Here is a 20,850-nt window from a genome sequence, read left to right as displayed (position 1 = left end):
CTCTGACTTGTGAAGACGGCGATCATATTCGACTGCGAGTTTCTTTGCCTTGAGGGCTCGCAACGCAGATTCTGGTGCGCGGCCCACGATCCCGACCCGGTCATCGCGCAGATCGGCGCGGTCAGGCTTGGGCTCGAAGACGACTTTCCCGTCCTGGGCACGCACAAGGCCTATGTCAGACCGATCGACCGGTTTGGCAGGAGATACGCGCTCGACCCTTTCTTCACCGAACTGACTGGCATCACAGAAGAAAAGCTGGAGATCGAGGGGGTCGCGCTAGGAGAAGCCCTTGTTGACGTCGATCGTTTCTCCAATGGGGCGCGATTTTGGTCCTGGGGCAAGGACGAACTGAACATGATAGCCATCAGCTGCTATATCGCAGGCATCCCCGCCTCCATCCCGGCCGCCCGTTTTGACAATACCGTAAAGCTGCTGATCTCGGCCGGGATGCCGATCGAGGACCTGGCAAGGACGCCGAGCAACAAGCTTGCCGATTATTATGGCGTTCAACACCCGCCATTGCAGGGACACGATGCGCTCGATGACGCGCTGTCCGTAACCTACACCCTGCAGCACCTGATGAAGGCCGGAAAGCTGCGGCCGGACGCCTTCGACCGCTTGTAGCCTGGTGGCTGGCGCCCGCCCGGGATCGCCGCTCAGACCGCCGAATCGGTCCAGCGCACGATCTGTTTGGCCGCGTCGCCGAAAGCAGCATCGAGCGCGCCGACATAGCCTTGGTTGCCGCTGCCCGAGACGGGCGCGGTCGCCGTAAAGCTCTTGGACGCACGCACCTCGCCGTTGCGGTCGTTGAGGATGCGCACGAACAGGTCGACTTCGGCATGATCGCCGCCGTCGACACGGACTTCGAACGAACGAATCTCGACGATGACCTGGTAGTCGATCGCCAGTCCCTCGCCCGGCTTGCCCACGCCGGCGAAGCTGCCCGAGCGCTGGAACGTCTCGGCCAGCCGAGCCTGCACGATCAGCGGCAGCCGGTCCGCCCATTGCGCGCCCTTGAGGTACTGGATCGAGCGCGGGGACGGTTTTATGACGATGTTCTGGCTGTCCAGCGCCTTGAGCGCGGATGGCTGGGCGATCAGGATCTGGCGGCGGCTGTGGCCATGCGCCTCGACCGACGGCGCCGACAGTTCGAACGTGTCAAGCGGCGCAGGCCCGCCGCCCGGCAGCGCGGCACAACCGGCAAGGGTCAAGGCAAGCAAGGCCACGCCCGATCTGAACACAATCGTCGACTTCACGCGCGATCCCTGCTGTCCCCGGCCTCACTATCCCTGGATTGTAACAACAACCCGCGGATGCAGACACTGTTTCTGCGGCGAGCCGAGACCGAAGTCAACGCCGCGCCCTGCCATCGTACTGCCGAACCTCGCCCTCGCCGCCCGACAGGATGCGCTGCGGATTGCGGCTGAGGTCGGTAACCGCCTCCTCGATGCGGCTGATTGAACGGCGGCTGTCCTGAACCAGCGCCTCGACATTCGAAAGGCCCTGGCCGGAGAACCGGGCTATATTGTCGGTGATGACGCCAAGCCGCGAATTCAGCGTATCGGCAACCTGCTTGAACGACCTCAGCGTGTCCCTGGCGTCCGCCATCACGCCGTCCGCCTGGCCCGAGCCGAGCAGCTTGTCGACCTTGGCCAGGATGCCGTCGACGCGCACCGAGGCGTCGTTGAGCCGCTGCGCGAGCTGCCTCGCATCCTTGATCGTCTCGTCGATGTCGTCCGCCCTGTTCGCGAATTTGCCGGTCACCTTGGCGATGTCCGAGGCCGCCTTGTCGGCGCTTTCGCTTGCCTTCTGGATGTTGGCCAGAGCCGTGCGCACTTGCGCCGGATCGATGCCGTCGAGCACGCTGTCGACCTTGGCCAGCGTACCTTGCGTCTGCTTGGCGAAATCATTGACCGATCCCACGGCCGTATCGACATTCCTGATCACGCCATCGAGCTGTTTGGACGTTTCCTTGAGGTTGCCGGTCACCGTATCGACATTGGCGACGATGCTCTTGATCTTGTCCTTGTCGACCGCATTGAGCAGCCCTTCGGCCGCCTTCAGCGTGCCGTCGAGCTTGCCCGAGACGCCCTTCAGCTCATCGGACAGCGCGCTGACCGCGGACAGGAACTTGTCGACGCCGTCGGAATTCCTGGCCAGCGCGTCGGAGAACGTCTGCACATTCTGCACGGTCTGCGTCAGCGGCCCGCGCACATCCTTGGTGAACCCCTCCAGCTGCGTCAGTACCGTGTCGGCGCGCGTGAAGATGTTCTGCGCCGTCTGCAAAAGATTGGTCACCGCCGACGGGTTGGCCACGATCTCGGCGACCTTGCCTTCCTTCTCGGCCTGGTCGAGAAGTTTTACTTCCTTGGGGTCGGCGCCCTTGAGTTCGATATTGGCCTGTCCGGTCAGGCCCGCCAGGCCGATATCGGCCTGCGTCGATTTGGTGATCGGCGTCATGCGATCGATCTCGGTGTCGGCGATGGCGACCGTCGGATTGTCGACATCGATATAGACGCGCCTGACGTCGCCGACCTTGACGCCGTTGAACAGCACGAAGCTGCCGCGGCCAAGTCCGGAAGCCGAGCCAGGGATGCGCACGCGCAACAATGTGGTCTCGCCTTTGTCGCCGATCGCCGCCGTCCAATAGACGAAGCCGAACGCCGCCAGGATCGCCACCAGCGTGAAGATGCCGACAATAACGTAGTTGGCTCTGGTTTCCATTGCTTCACTTATGGCTATGCGCGCGCGGCAAGATCAAGTTGCCGGGCTCGTTTTCCGCGGAAATACGATTTTACCCACGGTTCTTCACTCTTCAGCATGTCGTCTATGGTGCCTTCGACCAGCACTTTCTTCTTGCCGAGCACGGCGACGCGGTCGCAGGCGGTGAAAAGCGTGTCGAGATCGTGGGTCACCATGTAGACGGTCAGGTCCATCGTATCGCGCAGCTTGACCACCAGCTCGTCGAATTCCGCCGCGCTGATCGGATCGAGGCCCGAGGTCGGCTCGTCGAGGAAGACGATGTCGGGATCGAGCGCCAGCGCGCGAGCGAGTGCCGCGCGCTTAATCATGCCGCCCGACAGCTCGGACGGGAATTTCTGCGCCGCGTCCGGCGGCAGCCCGACCAGTTCGACCTTGAGCATCGCCAGTTCGTCCATCAGCTTGCGCGGCAGGTCGAGATATTCGCGCATCGGCACCTGGACGTTTTCCAGCACCGTCAGCGCCGAGAACAGCGCGCCGTGCTGGAACAGCACCCCAAGGCGCATGTCGATGCGCAGCCGTTCGGCATCGTCGGCCTTTTCGATATCCACGCCGAAGAGCTTGATCGTGCCGGACTGCTTGCGCGTCAAACCAAGGATGGTGCGCAGCAGAACTGATTTGCCGGCGCCCGAAGCGCCGACGAAACCGAGGATCTCGCCGCGCCAGATATCGAGCGACAGTTTGTCGAGGATCAGATTGTCGCCGAAGGAAACGGTGATGTCATGCGCCGAAAGCACGATCTCGCTGTCATCCGCGCCCTCCTTGGCCCTGGTCTCGATGCCGTTTCCCATCGCCATTTCAGAACTCGATCGCTGCATAGAACATGGCGAAAAGCCCGTCGAGGATGATGACGACGAAGATCGATTTCACCACCGAGGCGGTCACGTGCTGACCAAGCGATTCGGCGCTGCCGCCGACCTTCATGCCCTCGACCGAGGCGATGGTGCCGATGATCATAGCCATGAACGGCGCCTTGATCAGGCCGGCGAAAATGGTGCTGAGGTCGATGGCGACGCGCAGCCGGTCGATGAAGGCGGCGGGTGCGATGTCGGAATAGAGCCAAGCCGCGAGGATACCGCCACCGAGTGCGGCAAAATTGGCGATGATGGTCAGGCAAGGCAGGGCGATCACCAGCGCAACCAGGCGCGGAAAGACCAGCACGCCGATGGGGTTGAGCCCGATGACCTTCAGCGCATCCACTTCCTCGCGCATCTTCATCGAGCCAATTTCGGCGGTGATGGCGCTGCCCGAGCGGCCGGCGATCATGATTGCCGTCATCAGCACGCCGAGTTCGCGCAGGATCAGCACGCCGACGAGGTCGACGACGAAGATGTCGGCGCCGAAATAGCTGAGCTGGTAGGCGCCCTGCTGGGCAACGATGGCGCCGACGATCGCCGACATCAGCACCACCACCGGAATGGCTCCGACGCCCATGCGGTCGATCTGGTTGAAGATCGCCGCCGGATTGACGGCATGGCCGCGGCCGAGCTTCATCTGCGCGCCACGGATCGTGGCGCCCAGTATGTTCATCGAGGCGAGAAAATCGTCGCGCATTTCGTAGACGCGGCGGCCAACCGCCTCCAGCGCGCGAATGACGATGTTGGGCGGCCCGACCGGCCCCGATTCGGGCTCGCGCCGCACCGCGTCGCCGACCGCGCCGAGCAGGATCGAGGCAACGTCGCTTTGGCCCTGCAGCCTGACCTCGACGCCCTTCTTCTCGAAAGCGCTGACCAGGCGGTCGATCAGCCACGCGCCGGCGGTGTCGATCTTCTCGATGTGCGAAAGATCGAGCGCCAAAGTCTTGAAACCGCTCCGTTTCTCGATTTTGCGCATCTCTGCGTCGACCGCGGCCACGGTGCGCGTCGTCCAGATTCCCGAGAAGGCGCACCCGAGAACGCCTGCTTCCTCACCGACCGACACGCGCGGTTCGTGGTCAGCCTCCGAGGCGGTCTTGCCGCTTGCGTCGCGCTTGCCGATGGTCAACATGGCGTCCTGTTTAGCCTGACGGGTCCGGCCTTGTCGATTTGCCGACGACCCTTCTCGCACAGCCGGAGCAGAAAATTATGGCGCGTGTCATTTCGGTCGAGGCCGAGCGTTTTCCGATCGCCGGCACCTTCACCATTTCGCGTGGTTCGAAGACCGAAGCCGAAGTGATCACCTGCACGATCAGCGAAGGCGATTACACGGGCCGTGGCGAATGCGTGCCGTACAAACGCTATGGCGAGACCATGGATGGGGTTCGCGCCGCGATAGAGGCCATGCGCGGGCAAATCTCTGCTGGCATGGACCGGACAGCCCTGCTCGGCGCCATGCCGGCGGGCGCGGCGCGCAACGCCATCGATTGCGCCTTGTGGGACCTGGAAGCCAAGATCAGCGGCAAGGCGGTGGCGGACGTAGTCTGGCCGGCTCCTTTGCATCAGCTCGAGACGGCCTACACGCTGTCGCTGGGCGAACCCGAGGCGATGGCGGCGCAGGCCCGTGCCAATGCGGCGCGGCCGCTGCTCAAGGTCAAGATCGGCGGCGACAACGACATCGCGCGCATCCGCGCCGTCCGGCAGGCCGCGCCCGACAGCCGCATCATCCTCGACGCCAACGAGGGCTGGAACGATGACACCATCGCCGCGAACCTCGCCTTTGCCGCCGAGCAAGGCATCGCGCTTATCGAACAGCCGCTGCCGGCGGGCCATGACGGCATCCTGCGCCACATCGCGCATCCGGTGCCGATCTGCGCGGACGAGAGCGTGCATGAGGCGGGGGATCTGGCCGCGCTCGCCGGTCTCTACGATGCCGTCAACATCAAGCTCGACAAGTCGGGCGGGCTGACGGCGGCGCTCGTGCTGCGCGACCGCGCCCGCGAACTGGGTTTCGGCGTCATGGTCGGCTGCATGGTCGGCACGTCGCTGGCGATGGCGCCGGCGGTGCTGCTCGCCCAGGACGCCGATTTCGTAGACCTCGACGGACCGCTGCTGCTTGCGCGGGATCGTGTGCCCGGCCTCGCCTATGAGGGATCCTTGGTTTCACCGCCCGATCCGGCGCTTTGGGGCTGAGCGCGCCGCGAGTCCGACCAGCACCAGGCCGATGATCGCGATCGGGATCATGGCCAGGAAGCCGTCGACCCCGAAACGGTCGTAGAGCGGGCCGGAGGCGAGCGTCACGGCGGCCATGAAGAAGCCGTTGAAGAAATAGGCGATGCCCTGTGCGGCACCGGTGCGCTCTTCCGAGACCGTTTCGCCGATCATTTTCTGCAGGCCGATCAGCACCATGGCCACCGACACCGAATGCAGGGTCTGGACGCCGAAAAACCCGGCGACGCCGAGGCCAAGCGGCCAGATCAGCGGAAAGGCGATCCAGCGCACGACCGCGCCGATGCCGGCAATCACCATCACCCTGACGACCGACACGGAGGCGAATATGCGGTTGAAAAACACGAACATGCAGACTTCGGCCACCACGCCCCACGCCCACAGAAGCCCGACGACGGTGTCGCCGATGCCGATCGACTTCCAGTAGATCGACACGAAGCCGTAAAGGAAGGCGTGGCTGGCGGTGAGGATGCCGACCCCGAGGGTGAAATAGACGAAATAGGCATTGAAGAGGCTCGGCGCCGAATGCTGGATCTCCGCGGCCGAAAGCGGTGAGGCAAGGCGCGGCCGCCCAAGGCGCGGCGCAAGCAGCGCGGCAACGAGCGCGGCACCCAGTGCCGCGAAAATGATCGCCGGGACGGCTTGCGCCCCTGCCGCGGTCAGGATGAAACCACCGGCCACGTTGGCGCAGAGATAGGAGATCGAACCCCACTTGCGCATGCTGGTGTAGTTGGAGCCGAAGCGGCGCACGCCCGAAAGCGCGAGCGAATCGGCCATCGGCGAATGCGGTGTCCATACGATCGTCAGCGCCAGCGACACCGCAAGCACGACGGCGTAGGAGGCCGGCAGAAAATAGCCGGCGGAAATGATCATCGATGCCGCGACGAGCGCGATATAGACGTCGGCGCGGTCCCTCGCCCGGTCCGCGAGCGCGGTGAGCAGCGGCGTCGTCACGACGCGCAGGAACATCGGAGCCGCCAGGATGACGGCGATCTGCTCGGCGTGAAAACCTTTCGCCTGCAGCCACAGCGGGAAGTAAGGCAGATGCGTGCCCTGCGACACGAACAATGTCGCGAAGATCAGGCTCATGCGCAGTTCGAAATGGCGAGGCTTGACGAGCTGTTCGGGTGAAAGCGGCGGCAGCGGCATGAATCGATCCAATAACGCTGCCGTCCACGAACGGCGAGCAGTGTGGATTGACCCTTAACATGAGGAAAAACCGGACGAAACCGATTGGCCTAATCGATTAACACCGGAATCTGTGCCTGGCACCCGCAGTCAGGCGGCCTGCACCACCCGGTCCTCGATCAGCATCGGGATGAAGGGTTCGTCCGGCGCGTCGGGCAAGACATGCGCCCAGGTCAGGATTTCCATCCGGCCGTCGAAATGTTCGACCACCGCCGTGCAGCTTTCCACCCAGTCGCCGGTGTTGATGTACTGGACGTCGCCATAGCTTTCGATCGCGGCATGATGGATATGGCCGCATATGACGCCGTCGACATGCGAGCGCCGCGCCTCGTCGCTGAGCACCATCTGGAACGAGCCGATGAAGTTCACCGCCTTCTTGACCTTGACCTTGGCCCAGGACGAAAACGACCAGTAAGGCAGGCCGAGCAGCTGGCGCAGCCGGGTGATCACACGGTTGACCTGCATGGCGGCGTCGTAGGCGTGGTCGCCGAGATAGGCGAGCCAGCGCTGATTGTGCACGACCGTGTCGAACTGGTCGCCATGAATAACGAGCAGCCGCCTGCCGTCGGCGGTTTCGTGAATGGCGCGGTCGGCGACGACGATGCCGCCGAAATGCACGCCCTGGAACTGGCGGGCGAATTCGTCGTGGTTGCCGGCGATGTAGGTGATGGTGGCGCCCTTGCGCGCCTTGCGCAGCAATTTCTGCACGACGTCATTGTGGCTCTGCGGCCAGTGCCAGCTGCGTCTCAGGCGCCACCCATCGACGATATCGCCGACGAGATAAATGATGTCGGCATCGTGATGTCTAAGGAAATCGATCAGGAAATCGGCCTTTGCCGCCTTCGACCCGAGATGGACGTCGGAGATGAACATGCTGCGGAACGTGCGGGGCTCTTGGCCGGACATCGCGAATTCACCGTTGCTTTCGCGAGCCTATGCCCCGATTCATGCAACAACCGTATGACGGTTGCGATTGGTCCAGCCCAAGAGCTAGCCTGCCGGCGAATCACAGGAGAAATCGTCATGGATCTCGGCATCCGCGGAAAGAAGGCCATCGTCTGCGCTTCGAGCAAGGGGCTCGGAAAAGGCTGCGCCATGGCGCTGGCCGAGGCTGGTTGCGACGTCGTCGTCAACGGGCGCAACGCCGAGCTGGTGGCCAAAACCGCTGCGGAGCTGCGCGAGCGTTACGGCGTGACCGTCACGGAAGTCGTCGGCGATGTATCGAAGCCCGAGGTGCAGAAGGCGCTTCTCGCCGCTTGCCCCGAACCCGACATACTGGTCAACAATAATGGCGGCCCGCCGCTGCGCGATTTCCGCGAGCTCGATCGTGCCAAGATGCTCGAAGGCGTGACCCAGAACATGGTGACGCCGATCGAGCTGGTGCAGGCGGTGATCGACGGCATGGCCATGCGCGGTTTTGGCCGCATCGTCAACATCACTTCGCTATCGGTCTATGTCCCCATCCCCGGCCTTGATCTGTCGTCCGGCGCGCGCGCCGGCCTGACCTCCTTTCTTGCCGGCGTGGCGCGCACGGTGATCGACCGCAACGTGACCATCAACAGCCTGCTGCCCGGCAAGCTGGATACCGACCGGCTGCGCGGTCCGCACGAGGCCGGCAGCGTTGAAGACCCGACCGCGGCAGCCGCCCGCAAGGCGCGCATCAGTGCCGACGTGCCGGCCAAGCGGCTCGGCACGCCGGAGGAGTTCGGCCAGATCTGTGCCTTCCTGTGCTCGGTCCATGCCGGCTACCTGACCGGCCAGAACATACCGGTGGACGGCGGCCTCTATGTCAGCGCCTTCTGAGACCCGGTAGCGCCGGCGCCGAAGAAATTCCGCTCAAACCGTTGAAATAGATCGCTTATCCCGGCTTCGTCGATGTGAATGGCGATTGCGTCATTTGGCGTCGCGAAAAATCTCGGCCGCATGCTAAGAAGGCGGCACGCAGGATCGCAGGGAGGCCCGGAATGAACGGCGAGAGCAAGAAAACGGCACGTTCGGACCTCGACGAAGCCGCGCTCTACTTCCACAAGCACCCGACGCCGGGCAAGCTCGAAATCCAGGCCACCAAGCCGCTTGGCAACCAGCGCGACCTGGCGCTCGCCTATTCGCCCGGCGTGGCGGCCCCTTGCCTCGAAATCCGCGACGATCCGGCGACCGCGGCCGACTACACGGCGCGCGCCAATCTGGTCGGCGTCGTTTCCAACGGCTCGGCCGTGCTCGGCCTGGGCAATATCGGCCCGCTCGCTTCCAAGCCGGTCATGGAAGGCAAGGCGGTCCTGTTCAAGAAATTCGCCGGCATCGACGTCTTCGACATCGAGATCGACGCGCCCGAGATCGAGCGCATGGTCGAAACGGTGGCGGCGCTGGAACCGACATTCGGCGGCATCAACCTCGAGGACATCAAGGCGCCGGAATGCTTCGAGGTCGAAGAGCGACTGAAGGCCCGGATGGGCATACCGGTTTTCCATGACGACCAGCACGGCACCGCCATCATCGTCGCCGCCGCAGTGCTCAACGGCCTGGAATTCGCCGGCAAAACCATTGCCGACATCAAGATCGTCACTTCGGGCGCGGGTGCGGCGGCATTGGCCTGCCTCAACCTGCTGGTCTCGCTCGGCGCCAAGGTCGAGAACATCTGGGTCACCGACCGTTTCGGCGTCGCCTATAAGGGGCGCACGGATGAGATGGACCGCTGGAAAGACCCTTATGTGAAGGACACGGAGGCGCGCACGCTGGCCGACGTCATATCGGGCGCAGACGTGTTCCTCGGGCTTTCGGCCGCCGGCGTGCTGAAGCCGGAATTGCTCCAGCACATGGCGCCGAAGCCATTGATCCTGGCGCTGGCCAATCCCAATCCGGAAATCATGCCGGAAGTGGCGCGGGCGGCGCGCCCCGACGCGATGATCTGCACGGGCCGGTCCGATTTTCCAAATCAGGTCAACAACGTACTGTGTTTTCCTTACATCTTCCGCGGCGCGCTGGACTGTGGCGCCAGCGCAATCAATGAGGAGATGAAGATGGCCGCGGTGCGGGCCATCGCCGCCCTTGCCCGCGAAGAACCTTCGGATGTCGCCGCGCGCGCCTATTCCGGCGAGACGCCGGTGTTCGGACCCGAATTCCTGATCCCCTCGCCCTTCGATCCGCGCCTCATCCTGCGCATCGCCCCGGCCGTCGCCAAGGCGGCCTGCGACACCGGTGTCGCGACAAGGCCGATCAGCGACTTCTCCGCCTATATCGACAAGCTCAACCGCTTCGTCTTCCGCTCCGGCCTGGTGATGAAGCCGGTGTTCTCGTCGGCCAAGGCGTCGAGCGCCAAGCGCGTCATCTATGCCGACGGCGAGGACGAGCGCGTGCTGCGCGCCGCGCAGGTGGTTTTGGAGGAAGGCATCGCCGAGCCGATCCTGATCGGCCGTCCGCACGTCATCGAGGTGCGATTGAAGCGCTACGGACTGCGCATCAAGCCCGGCGTCGACTTCGGCCTGATCAACCCGGAGGACGATCCGCGCTACCGCCATTACGTCGACCTCCTGATCGAGCTGGCCGGCCGGCGCGGCGTGACGACGGAGGCCGCGCGCACCATGGTGCGCACCGACAACACGGTGATCGCGGCCCTCGCATTGAAGCGCGGCGACGCCGACGCCATGGTCTGCGGCCTCGAAGGGCGTTTCGAGCGGCACCTGCGCAACGTCACGCTGATCATCGGGCCACGAACCGGCATCAAGGACCGGGATCTGTCGACGCTGTCCATGCTGATCTCGCAACGCGGCATCATCTTCCTGACCGACACCCATGTTTCTGTCGACCCCACCGCCGACGAGATCGCCGAAATGACCGTGCTGGCGGCCGAGGAGATCCAGCGCTTCGGCATCGAGCCCAAGGCGGCGCTGCTGTCGCATTCGGATTTCGGCTCGCGCGATTCGCCGAGTGCGCTCAAGATGCGGCAGGCGGCGGCGATCCTGGCGCGCATCGCGCCCGAGCTGCAATGCGACGGCGAGATGCATGCCGATTCCGCGCTGTCGGAACATCTGCGCCAGCGCGTCTATCCGCATTCGCGTCTGAAGGGCGAAGCCAATCTCCTGGTGTTCCCCAACCTCGATTCCGCCAACATCACGCTGACAGCGCTCAGGACCATGATGGATGCCCTGCATGTCGGCCCGATCCTGCTCGGCACCGACAAGCCGGCGCATATCCTGACGCCCTCGGTGACTTCGCGCGGCGTCGTCAACATGACAGCGCTGGCGGTGGTCGAGGCCGCCCACAAGGCGCAAGCTGTCGTCGATCTGGGCTGAACACCAATTCGGGGGTAAACTGCGGTTTAACCACGAGCACGTAGCGTGCGGCGAACAACCAAGCAGGGTTTCGGCGGATGATGGGCAAAGGGTGGAAGCAGGCGCATCTCGCCGTGCTGCTTGGCCTGCTGCTTTCGGGCGCCGCCGTCTCCGAGCCGCAGGCCGCCTCGCGTGTCTGCCGCCAGCTCGAGACCGATCTTGCCGCGACCTCGCGCGGCAGTGGCGGTCCGGCCCTGATCCGGAAATATGACGCCGCGATTGACCGGCAACGCGAGCAGATTTCAAAGGCGCGCGGCCAGTCCAGCAGCGCCGGCTGCGGCTTCTCTCTATTCAGCCGCAATGTCAGCCAATGCGCTGGGTTCAACGCCACCATCGAGCGCATGAACGCCAATCTCGATAGCTTGCAGGCCAAGCGCGCCCGCCTCGCCGGCGGCGGTTCGCGGCGCGATCGCGCACGCATCCTGGCCGCGCTCGACACCAATGGCTGCCGCGAGGACGCGGTGGCGCCCCGCCGCGAACTCTTGCGCGAAGCGAAACGGGAACAAGGGAACGGCAATCTGTTCGACCAGCTGTTCGGCGGCGACACACGCCGGCTCGATACGCTCGACCAGTCTGACGATCCCGACGAGGAGCGCAATATCCGCCGCGTGCCGGGCCGGTCCGGCATACCGGATTTTCCGGGCGTCGGCGGCGAGTTCCGTACCACCTGCGTGCGCACCTGCGACGGCTACTTCTTTCCGATGTCGAATGCCGCCTCGGTCGGCGATTTCGAGCGCGACCAGAAGAACTGCGAATCGAGCTGTCCCGGCACCGAGATCCAGGTCTTCTATTCGCGCGGCATGGGCGACGATTCAGCCGACATGACATCGTCGGTCACCGGCCGACCCTACAGCGAACTGCCGACGGCCTATCTTTACAAGCAGCCCAACCTGTCGCGGCCGCCGGCCTGCGGCTGCAACGCCGCGCAGAACTTCCAGATCATCGGCGGCAATCCGCCAAGCCAGCAACAGTCGCGGCCGCAAACGGAGGGCGCCCCGTTCATTCCGGTGCCTGCCTCCAAACCCGATCCAGGTGCCGATCCCGAGACGCTGGCAAACGCCGCAGGCGGGCTGGACCGCGACGCCATCAAGCGGCTTGCGGTCAAACCGGTCACATCGCCGGTCTCGGTGTTGCCGCCGGAACAGCGGAAGGTCAGGGTCGTCGGGCCAACGTTCCTTCCCGACCCATCAGCGGCAATAGATCTGCAAGCTCCGGGCCCGAAGTCAGTCCGGTAAGGGCGAGCCTCAGCGGCATGAACAGCGCCTTGCCCTTGCGGCCGGTCGCTTCCCTGATCTTGGCCGTCCAGTCCTTCCAGACGGTCCCGTTCCAAGGCTCCTCGGGCAGCAGATCGATGGCCTGGTGAAGAAAATCTCGATCGGCGTCGGAAAATTCCGGCTTCTCCTGCGGCCCTTCGCGCAGGATGCGCCACCAGCCGACAGCATCGGCCAGCCTGTCGAGATTGCCGCGCACAGCCAGCCAGAACGGTTCCGCCTGCTCGCCCGATATGCCGAGCACCACCAGCCGATTCTGCGCTTCGGAGAACGGCATTTGGTGCAGCAGCGTCCGGTTGAGCACGAAAAGCTCGTCCGGGTCGAACTTTGCCGCCGACTTCGAGGTCGCCGCCGGGTCGAAACGGCTGGCGAGTTCGGTCAGGTCGTGCGCGGCGGCGACATTCTCCGACGTGCCGACGAGCACGGCCAGCGATGCGACCGCCATCGGCTCGATGCCGTCCTCGCGCAGGCTTTCGATGGAGAGTGCGCCGGTGCGCTTCGACAGCCCCTCGCCCGAAACGGTGGTCAGCAGATTGTGGTGGCCGAATTCCGGCGGCTCGGCACCCAGCGCCCGGAACAGCGCGATCTGCACGCCGGTGTTGGTGACGTGGTCGTCGCCGCGGATGACATGGCTGACGCCCATCTCGATATCGTCGACGACGGATGGCAGCGTATAGAGATAGGTGCCGTCCTCGCGCACCAGCACCGGGTCCGACAGCGAAGCGAGATCGACGGTTTCCTGCCCGCGCACCAGGTCATTCCAATGGATTTCGGTGCGCTCCGGCTGCTGCGGATCGCCGGTGAAATTGGGCAGCATGAAGCGCCAGTGCGGCCGGCGGCCATCGGCCTGATATTCGGCGATCTGTTCCGACGTCAGCGTCAGCGCCTCGCGGCCATAGACCGGCGGCAGGCCGCGCGTACGGCGCACCTTGCGCCTGAGGTCGAGCTCCTCCGGCGTTTCATAGCAGGCATAGAGAACGCCCGCCGCCTTCAGCCGCTCGACCGCCGCGTCATAGATCTCGAAGCGACGCGACTGGTATTCGGTGGTGTCGGGAAAGATGCCAAGCCAATGCAGGTCGTAAAGGATGGCGTCGGAAAATTCCTGCTTCGAGCGCGCGACATCGGTGTCGTCGAAGCGCTGGATGAAGCGCCCCTTATGGTTCATGGCGAACAGCCAGTTGAACAGGGCGGTGCGCGCATTGCCGATATGGATGCGGCCTGTCGGCGAAGGGGCGAAACGAACGGTAACTGTCATGAGCGGGGCGTACCGGATGCTTTTGTGATTGACAAGACGCGCCCCCGTGCCGTGCCGCAGACATAGAACATGGCGCAAGCAATGAAAAGACTTGGCGGACGCGGCTCCGCCAGTAATCGCATGTCCCGCGCCGCCCGCCCGTCAGGCCGCCGGCGCCTGATGGGATGGCCTCCGGGCCAGAGCCGGAGGCCATCCCCGATCAGGTGACAAGTCCCTTGGTCAATTCGAGCGCCTGGCGCTCGAACAGGCGGCGGTAGATGCCGCCCGGCAGCCGGATCAGCGCGTCATGCGAGCCTTCCTCGGCGATCTTGCCGCGATCGAAGACCAATAGCCTGTCGAGCGCCCGCACCGTCGAAAGCCGGTGCGCGATGACCAGCGTGGTGCGGCCGACCATCAGCCGCTCCATCGCCTGCTGGATCAGCACCTCCGATTCTGAATCGAGGCTCGACGTCGCCTCGTCCAGGATCAGGATGCGCGCATCGGCGAGGAACGCGCGTGCGATCGCCACGCGCTGGCGCTCGCCGCCCGACAGCTTCACGCCGCGCTCGCCGACGAGCGTGCCGTAGCCCTTCGGCAGGTTGACGATGAAGTCGTGCGCGCTCGCCAGCTTTGCCGCGTGCTCGATCTCGGCCTGCGTGGCGCCGGGTCGGGCATAGGCGATGTTTTCGGCCAGAGAGCGGTGGAACAGGATCGGCTCCTGCTGCACGATGGCGATCTGCGCGCGCAGCGACGCCTGCGCCACCTCCGAAATGTCCTGGTCGTCGATCAGGATCCGGCCGGCGTTCACGTCATAGAGCCTCTGGATCAGCTTGACGAAAGTCGTCTTGCCCGACCCGGAATGGCCGACCAGCCCGACCCGCTCGCCCGGCGCGATATCGACCGAGAAATCGCGATAGAGCGGCGAACGGTGACTGCCATAATGGAAGGTGACGTCGTCGAAGGCGATGCCCCCTTGCGTGATGCGGATCGGTCCGGCGCCGGGCCGATCCTCGATGCCGAGCGGTTCGGACTGGAAATCGACCAGTTCCTCCATGTCGTTGATCGAGCGCTGCAGGTTGCGGATATGCGTGCCGATATCCCTGAGATAGCCTTGCAGGACGAAGAAAGAGGTCAGCACGAAGGCGACGTCGCCGGCGGTTGCCTGTCCCCACGACCACAGCATCAGCGCCAGGCCGATGACCGCCGCTCTCATCACCAGCAACAGCGCCCCTTGCGTGGTTCCGTTGATGGTGCCGCGCACCCAGGTGCGCCGCGTGCGGGCACGCCATTTGGCGACGACCTTGGCAAGCCGGTTCTCCTCGCGCTCCTCGGCGCCAAACCCCTTGACGACGGCGTTGCAGCTCACCGCGTCGGCCAGCGAGCCGCCAAGGCGTGTGTCCCAGGTGTTGGCGAGCCTGGCCGCCGGCGCGACATAGCCCAGCGACAGCATCGCCGTGACGGCGATGAACAGCACCGAGCCGGCGGCGACAACCGCTCCCATCAGCGGCCAGAACCAGCCCAGCAGCAGCGTCGAGCCGACCAGCATGACGACCGACGGCAGCAGCGCGATCAGGATCGTGTCGTTGAGCAGGTCCAACGCCCACATGCCGCGCGTCACCTTGCGCACGGTCGATCCGGCGAAGCTGTTGGCGTGCCAGTCGGTGGAAAAGCGCTGGACACGATGGAAGGCGTCGGCGGCGATGTCGGCCATCATCTTCAGCGTCAGTTCGACGATACCCATGAAGGCCAGATTGCGCAGGACGACACCTGCCAGCGCCAACGCCATCAGCATGGAAAACGCGGTCATCGCGGCATTCCAGGCGATCTCGTCGGCGCCGGCGCTGCTGGCGACGGCATCGACCAGCCGGCCGGAATAGAGCGGCGTCAGCACATCGGCCAGCGTCGACAGCAGGAAACCAGCCATGATCAGCGAAAGCCGCCAGGGCTGGCGCCGCCAGTGGGTGAAAGTAAAGCCAAGAACGCTGCGAAAGGCGCTCGCGCGCAAATCGATTCGAAAACGAGCCATGATGTCATTCGGGCGCAAAAAGCCCGATCCCGGTAAGGTCGAAAATGAAAAAACCGCGCAAGGGGCTCAATGCCCGGGAATGCGGAGGTTCGGTTATGAATGGCCGCTTGCCCGAAGGCGGCGACCGGCATCGGCAAAGGCCTGTTCTCGATCCGGCTTCGTTCCGAGGGTGAAAACCCTGCGGCGCGCCGGTCGGGACCTAGGCTTCGCGGCCTCGCATAACGATGTCAAATCCTGGCATTCGGTCCTCCCTAAAGGGAATCGCGGAGAGGCCCTTATAGAGATGCCTCATCGCATCGCCAAGGCTGGCGGTCACCAAAAACGGCATCTGGTCCAAGCACTGGGATAAATTTGCAACAACGGCAATGGCGCTTGGTCAGCGGATCGGCTTACGATCGAGGCGCATGTACCGGCCATCGGTCGATGCCTTGAATCCCAGTCTTTCATAAATCCCATGCGCGTCGCTGGTCGATAGGCTCCAGTGCGAAACGGTGCGGAGCTCGGGATGATCGATCAGCGCCCGTACCAGCCGCGAGCCGATGCCCTGCCCGCGATGCTGCGGCCAGACGATGATATCGGCCAGATAGGCAAACACCGTGCGGTCGGTGATCGCCCTGCCGAATCCCACCTGGCTGCCGTCGATATAAGCCGCGGCGCAGAGCGAATTCGCGAAGGCGCGGCGGTGGGTCTCGTCACTGCGCCCGCCGCCCCAATAGCTTGCCATCAACAGGTCGGATGTCGCCCTGAAGTCGATCCGTGACAGGTCGAAGCTGATTTCACACTCGGGCATCGCTACCCCTCGCCTGCGGCATGACGCGAATTTTCGGTCGGTACGGTGTCTAGCCGCGATCCCTGAACCGGTTGGTGATGGGATAGCGACGGTCGCGGCCGAAATTCTTCCTGGTGATCTTCACGCCGGGCGCCGCCTGCCGGCGCTTGTATTCGGCGACGTAGAGCAGGTGCTCGATGCGCGTCACCGTCGCCCGGTCATGGCCGCGCGCGACGATGTCGTCGACGCCCATCTCGTTCTCGACCAGGCATTCGAGGATGTCGTCCAGCACCGGATAGGGCGGCAGCGAATCCTGATCGGTCTGGTTCTCGCGCAGTTCCGCCGACGGCGCCTTGTCGATGATGTTCTTCGGGATCACCTCGCCCGACGGTCCGAGCGCGCCCGGCGGCACGTGGCTGTTGCGCCAGCGCGACAGTGCATAGACCTGCATCTTGTACAGGTCCTTGATCGGATTGAAGCCCCCATTCATGTCGCCATAGAGCGTGGCATAGCCGACCGACATCTCGCTCTTATTGCCTGTCGTAACCACCATCGAGCCGAATTTGTTGGAAATCGCCATCAGGATGGTGCCGCGCGCGCGGCTCTGCAAGTTCTCCTCGGTGATGCCTTCCTTGGTGCCTTCGAAAAGCTGCGTCAGCGCATGAAGGAAACCTTCGACCGGCTCGAAGATCGGCACGATGTCATAGCGGCAGCCGAGTGCGCGGGCACAGTCTTCAGCATCCTTAAGCGAATCCTTCGACGTATAGCGGTAAGGCATCATCACCGCGCGCAGCCGCTCCTCGCCCAGCGCATCGACGGCAAGGGCCGCGCAGATGGCCGAATCGATGCCGCCCGACAGGCCGAGCACGACGTTCTTGAAACCGTTCTTGTTGACGTAGTCGCGCAAGCCCAGCATGCAGGCGCGGTAGTCGGCCTCCTCCCGTTCGGGGATCTTCGACATCGGTCCTTCCGAACAGACCCAGTTTTCGCCCCGTCTCCTCCAGGTGGTGATGTCGACCGCCTCCTCGAACTGGCTCATCTGGAAAGCGAGCCGCTTGTCGGCACCTATGGCAAACGACGCGCCGTCGAAGATCAGCTCGTCCTGGCCGCCGAGCTGGTTTGCGTAGATCATCGGCAGCCCGCATTCGATGACCTGGCGGATGACGACCTGGTGGCGCACATCGATCTTGGCGCGGTAATAGGGCGAGCCGTTCGGCACCAGCAGGATTTCCGCGCCGCTCTCGGCAAGCGTCTCGCAGACGCCGATGTCGCCCCAGATGTCCTCGCAGATCGGGATTCCCAGACGCACGCCGCGGAAATTGACGGGCCCCTGGATCTCCGGTCCGGCCTGGAAGACGCGCTTCTCGTCGAACTCGCCATAATTCGGCAGATCGAGCTTATAGCGCTCGGCGATGATCTTGCCGCCATCGGCGAAGACGATCGAGTTGTGGGTGCCGGTCTTGCGCTTTAGCGGCGTGCCGATGATGACGCCGGGACCGCCATCGGCGGTGTCGGCGGCAATCTCCTGCGCGGCCCGCTCGCAGGCCTTCAGGAAGGCGGGCTTCAGCACCAGATCCTCAGGCGGATAGCCGGCGAGGAAAAGCTCGGTGTAGAGCACGAGATCGGCGCCTTGACGCGCGGCATCCGCCCTCGCCTCGCGGGCCTTGGCGAGATTGCCGGCGACGTCGCCGACTGTCGGATTGAGCTGGGCAACGGCGATGCGCAGTATGTCGGGCTTCTTGGTCATGCTGCTGACTTAGCGCGGCAAAATTCGCCCCGCAATGGCGTTTGCTTGGGCCAATTTCGACATCAGTCGTTGCCCATATAGTCGCGCAGCGCCTGCGGCGAATGGTTCTCCCCGATCGACATCGCCAGGATGCGCGAAATGTGCCGGCGCGGCAGGCCGGTATCCGCAACCCAACGGTTGACCTGGGCCTGGATCTTGTCGAGATCCTTCTTCGACGTCGGGCTTTCGGCGATATCGAGCCCGGCATCGCGAAGGGCGGCCGCCATGTCGGCCGAAATGACGAAGGCGTCCCAACCCAGCCAGCGCAGGAAATACTGGCCGGTATTGCCGCCGAGCCGGCTCCCATGCTTGCCGAGATAGGCCATCAGCCCGACCTGGTCGTCGGCGGGCCACTCGGCGAGAAATGTGCCGAAGCCGCCATGCTCTTTTGACACGCGCTCGACGAAGGCAGCGTTGTCGAGAATGGATTTGATCTTCTGCGGATTGCGCACGATGCGCTGGTCGGATGCCAGTTCATGCCAGAAATCGTCAGGCTGGAACAGCAACCGCTTCGGCTCGAAGCGCAGGAACGCCTCTTCGAATCCGGGCCATTTCTGCTCGATGACGCGCCAGACGAAACCGGCGGCGAAGACGCGCTCGGCCATCGTCGACAGGATACGGTCATCGCCGATGTCGGCCACGGCGGCGTTGTCGGGAATCGGCCCGAGCAGCGAGACCAGTTCCTCCTCGCCACCCTTGCGCTTTGCGGCGCGAGCGCGAATTTTCTTGAAGTCGACCATAAGTCCCTCCGGTTCCCTCAATCTAGCACTTCCCGCGCGGGCCGGCAGCCTCTACCTCTATCGCCAGCCAAGCCCTTGGAGACGGCCATGAACAAGACGATCGACGATCTGGCGAACCGCTGGCTGAGACGAAAGCCGGACGGTCTCAGTGCCCTGGAGAACCGGGTGCTGCAGTCGACGCTCGAGCGCACCACGATCTCGAGGGACACCAACAAGGCCGTCGCCTTCCACCAGACCTTTGGCGACCGCCTTGCCGATAGCATCGCCCGCATCGGCGGTTCCTGGTCGTTCATCCTTGGCTTCATTGCCTTCCTGATCGTCTGGACATCAGCCAATGCCTGGCTTCTGGCGCGCGACGCCTTCGACCCCTACCCGTTCATCTTCCTCAATCTCGTCCTGTCCATGGTCGCGGCGCTGCAGGCGCCGGTGATCATGATGGCGCAGAACCGCCAGACCGAGCGCGACCGCATCGATGCCGCCCACGACTACGAGGTCAATCTGAAGGCCGAGATCGAGATCATGGCGCTGCATGAAAAGCTGGACGAAATGCGCCACGGCCAGATCATCGGCATGCGCGACGAGATCGTGCGGCTGACCGAACTGGTCAAGCGGATCGACGAGAGGCTGTCGCAGCAATCGCCGTCATGAGCGACGCGATCCATCATTTCATCGAACAATACGGGCTGATCGCCGTTTTTCTGGGCTGTGTCGCCGAGGGCGAGAGTGCCGCCATACTCGGCGGCTTCTTCGCCCATCAGCATATCTTCGTCCTCTGGCAGACTGTCGTCGTGGCAGCGCTTGGGGCCTTCGCCGGCGACACCTGCTTCTTCATCCTGGGGAGAAGTTTCGCGGACCATCGCTATGTCGTCGGGTTGCGCAAGCGGCCCGGCTTCCGCCGCGCCTATCGTCTGCTCAACACCCATCCCAACATCTTCGTGCTGTCGAACCGCTACGTCTATGGCATGCGCCTGGTCGGTGGCATCGCGGCCGGCCTGTCGAACATCGCAGCACCCCGCTTCATCGTCTTGAACGCCATTTCCTCGGCGGTCTGGGCGGTGCTGTTCAGCACCATCGGCTATGTCTTCGGGTTGGGCGCCGAGCATTTCATCGGCCAGGCGCTGCTTCGCCATGAGCGGATATTGGTGGGCCTGGCTATCGGCCTGGCCGTGGCCGTACTCGCCTGGCTCATCGCCCGCCATTTCGCCCGAAAGGAACGCGCCAGGGAAAACTGACCGCCGGCCGGCGGTCGAAAGCTCAGATCGGCAGCCCGACGATACGCTCGATGATCGCGATGCCCCAGACGCCGGCAACGATCGCCACGGAGATCAGTACCGCCAGCGAACCGCAGTCCTTGGCCAGCTGGATGTCGACATTGAATTCGCGGCTAAAGGCATCGCAGGCCGCTTCGATGCCGGTGTTCAGCACCTCGACCATAATCAGGAGCAGCACCGCGCCGATCAGCAGCGCGTAGCCGCGCCACGACACCGAAACGAACCAGCCGAGCGGAAGGGCAAGGGCGAGCAGCGCCAACTCCTGCTGGAAAGCTTTTTCAGTTGCAGCCAGCTTGCGGAACGCCCGCAGCGAGTTGAAATAAGCGTCGATCAGCCGCTGCATGCCAAACCCCTTTGCGAATCACCGGCACGGGATAAAGCAATGGCCCGATCA

The 20,850-nt window shown here is 64.1% G+C and carries 20 protein-coding genes; 8 read left to right on the top strand and 12 right to left on the bottom strand.

Annotation, left to right across the window (positions count from 1 at the left end):
- Positions 1-9 precede the first annotated feature (9 nt).
- Positions 10-624 carry a 3'-5' exonuclease gene (locus FJ951_RS12535; protein WP_140515280.1) on the top strand — a complete coding sequence of 205 codons (615 nt, stop codon included), beginning with the start codon at positions 10-12 and terminating at the stop codon, positions 622-624.
- A gap of 32 nt (positions 625-656) precedes the next feature.
- On the opposite strand, the gene FJ951_RS12530 is transcribed toward FJ951_RS12535, so the two are convergent.
- The 4 genes from FJ951_RS12530 to FJ951_RS12515 all read right to left on the bottom strand — a co-directional run bounded on the left by FJ951_RS12530 (position 657) and on the right by FJ951_RS12515 (position 4,746).
- Positions 657-1,256, bottom strand: coding sequence for an ABC-type transport auxiliary lipoprotein family protein (locus FJ951_RS12530; protein WP_224618578.1), 600 nt, complete (start codon positions 1,254-1,256; stop codon positions 657-659).
- 94 nt (positions 1,257-1,350) lie between these two features.
- A complete protein-coding gene (locus tag FJ951_RS12525) occupies positions 1,351-2,724 on the bottom strand; it encodes an MlaD family protein (RefSeq protein ID WP_140515279.1) in 1,374 nt (457 codons plus the stop codon).
- A gap of 14 nt (positions 2,725-2,738) precedes the next feature.
- The gene (locus FJ951_RS12520) at positions 2,739-3,557 is read right to left on the bottom strand and encodes an ABC transporter ATP-binding protein (RefSeq protein ID WP_140515278.1); all 819 of its coding nucleotides are present in this window, start codon (positions 3,555-3,557) and stop codon (positions 2,739-2,741) included.
- 1 nt (position 3,558) lies between these two features.
- Entirely contained in the window at positions 3,559-4,746 is a 1,188-nt protein-coding gene (locus tag FJ951_RS12515; protein WP_140515277.1) for an ABC transporter permease, read from the bottom strand.
- A gap of 77 nt (positions 4,747-4,823) precedes the next feature.
- On the opposite strand from FJ951_RS12515, the gene dgcA reads away from it, so the two are divergent.
- On the top strand, positions 4,824-5,807 hold the full coding sequence (gene dgcA / locus FJ951_RS12510; protein ID WP_140515276.1) for an N-acetyl-D-Glu racemase DgcA: 984 nt from the start codon (positions 4,824-4,826) through the stop codon (positions 5,805-5,807).
- Here dgcA and FJ951_RS12505 read toward each other — a convergent pair.
- Positions 5,778-6,992, bottom strand: coding sequence for an MFS transporter (locus tag FJ951_RS12505; protein ID WP_140515275.1), 1,215 nt, complete (start codon positions 6,990-6,992; stop codon positions 5,778-5,780). The two genes, dgcA and FJ951_RS12505, sit on opposite strands and share 30 nt — an antisense overlap.
- A 129-nt stretch (positions 6,993-7,121) precedes the next feature.
- Positions 7,122-7,937: a UDP-2,3-diacylglucosamine diphosphatase gene (locus FJ951_RS12500; RefSeq protein ID WP_140515274.1), complete on the bottom strand. Its 816-nt coding sequence runs from the start codon at positions 7,935-7,937 to the stop codon at positions 7,122-7,124.
- A gap of 117 nt (positions 7,938-8,054) precedes the next feature.
- On the opposite strand from FJ951_RS12500, the gene FJ951_RS12495 reads away from it, so the two are divergent.
- The 3 genes from FJ951_RS12495 (at position 8,055) to FJ951_RS12485 (ending at position 12,594) form a co-directional block, all read left to right on the top strand.
- The gene (locus tag FJ951_RS12495) at positions 8,055-8,834 is read left to right on the top strand and encodes an SDR family oxidoreductase (RefSeq protein ID WP_140515273.1); all 780 of its coding nucleotides are present in this window, start codon (positions 8,055-8,057) and stop codon (positions 8,832-8,834) included.
- Between the two features lie 161 nt (positions 8,835-8,995).
- Positions 8,996-11,320: an NADP-dependent malic enzyme gene (locus FJ951_RS12490; RefSeq protein ID WP_140498933.1), complete on the top strand. Its 2,325-nt coding sequence runs from the start codon at positions 8,996-8,998 to the stop codon at positions 11,318-11,320.
- Positions 11,321-11,397: 77 nt separating this feature from the next.
- Entirely contained in the window at positions 11,398-12,594 is a 1,197-nt protein-coding gene (locus FJ951_RS12485; protein WP_140498935.1) for a DUF2865 domain-containing protein, read from the top strand.
- On the opposite strand, the gene gltX is transcribed toward FJ951_RS12485, so the two are convergent.
- Positions 12,512-13,885, bottom strand: coding sequence for a glutamate--tRNA ligase (gene gltX, locus FJ951_RS12480; RefSeq protein ID WP_140498937.1), 1,374 nt, complete (start codon positions 13,883-13,885; stop codon positions 12,512-12,514). The genes FJ951_RS12485 and gltX overlap by 83 nt on opposite strands.
- Positions 13,886-14,084: 199 nt before the next feature.
- Positions 14,085-15,890, bottom strand: a complete 1,806-nt coding sequence (locus FJ951_RS12475) for an ABC transporter ATP-binding protein (protein ID WP_140515272.1) — start codon at positions 15,888-15,890, stop codon at positions 14,085-14,087.
- Between FJ951_RS12475 and FJ951_RS28430 the strand changes: the two genes are divergently transcribed.
- Entirely contained in the window at positions 15,787-16,239 is a 453-nt protein-coding gene (locus tag FJ951_RS28430) for a hypothetical protein (RefSeq protein WP_181169335.1), read from the top strand. The two genes, FJ951_RS12475 and FJ951_RS28430, sit on opposite strands and share 104 nt — an antisense overlap.
- 27 nt (positions 16,240-16,266) lie before the next feature.
- Here FJ951_RS28430 and FJ951_RS12470 read toward each other — a convergent pair whose 3' ends face one another.
- The 3 genes from FJ951_RS12470 to FJ951_RS12460 all read right to left on the bottom strand — a co-directional run bounded on the left by FJ951_RS12470 (position 16,267) and on the right by FJ951_RS12460 (position 19,185).
- Complete coding sequence (locus FJ951_RS12470; RefSeq protein ID WP_140515271.1) at positions 16,267-16,680, bottom strand: GNAT family N-acetyltransferase; 414 nt, start codon at positions 16,678-16,680, stop codon at positions 16,267-16,269.
- Positions 16,681-16,729: 49 nt separating this feature from the next.
- A complete protein-coding gene (locus tag FJ951_RS12465; protein WP_140515270.1) occupies positions 16,730-18,406 on the bottom strand; it encodes an NAD+ synthase in 1,677 nt (558 codons plus the stop codon).
- A 62-nt stretch (positions 18,407-18,468) separates the two neighbouring features.
- Positions 18,469-19,185, bottom strand: coding sequence for a DNA-3-methyladenine glycosylase I (locus FJ951_RS12460; RefSeq protein ID WP_140515269.1), 717 nt, complete (start codon positions 19,183-19,185; stop codon positions 18,469-18,471).
- A gap of 87 nt (positions 19,186-19,272) precedes the next feature.
- Here FJ951_RS12460 and FJ951_RS12455 point away from each other — a divergent pair, with 87 nt between their 5' ends.
- Both FJ951_RS12455 and FJ951_RS12450 read left to right on the top strand, forming a co-directional pair.
- Positions 19,273-19,833, top strand: a complete 561-nt coding sequence (locus FJ951_RS12455; protein ID WP_140498947.1) for a DUF1003 domain-containing protein — start codon at positions 19,273-19,275, stop codon at positions 19,831-19,833.
- On the top strand, positions 19,830-20,417 hold the full coding sequence (locus tag FJ951_RS12450) for a DedA family protein (protein ID WP_140498949.1): 588 nt from the start codon (positions 19,830-19,832) through the stop codon (positions 20,415-20,417). The genes FJ951_RS12455 and FJ951_RS12450 overlap by 4 nt, the downstream gene beginning before the upstream one ends.
- Before the next feature lie 22 nt (positions 20,418-20,439).
- Here FJ951_RS12450 and FJ951_RS12445 read toward each other — a convergent pair whose 3' ends face one another.
- On the bottom strand, positions 20,440-20,799 hold the full coding sequence (locus FJ951_RS12445) for a diacylglycerol kinase (RefSeq protein ID WP_140515268.1): 360 nt from the start codon (positions 20,797-20,799) through the stop codon (positions 20,440-20,442).
- Positions 20,800-20,850 lie beyond the last annotated feature (51 nt).

Source organism: Mesorhizobium sp. B2-2-3 (assembly GCF_006442405.1).
Taxonomy (GTDB): Bacteria; Pseudomonadota; Alphaproteobacteria; order Rhizobiales; family Rhizobiaceae; genus Mesorhizobium.
The sequence above is the reverse complement of the archived record's forward strand: the minus strand, read 5'-3'. Positions and strand labels throughout refer to the sequence as shown.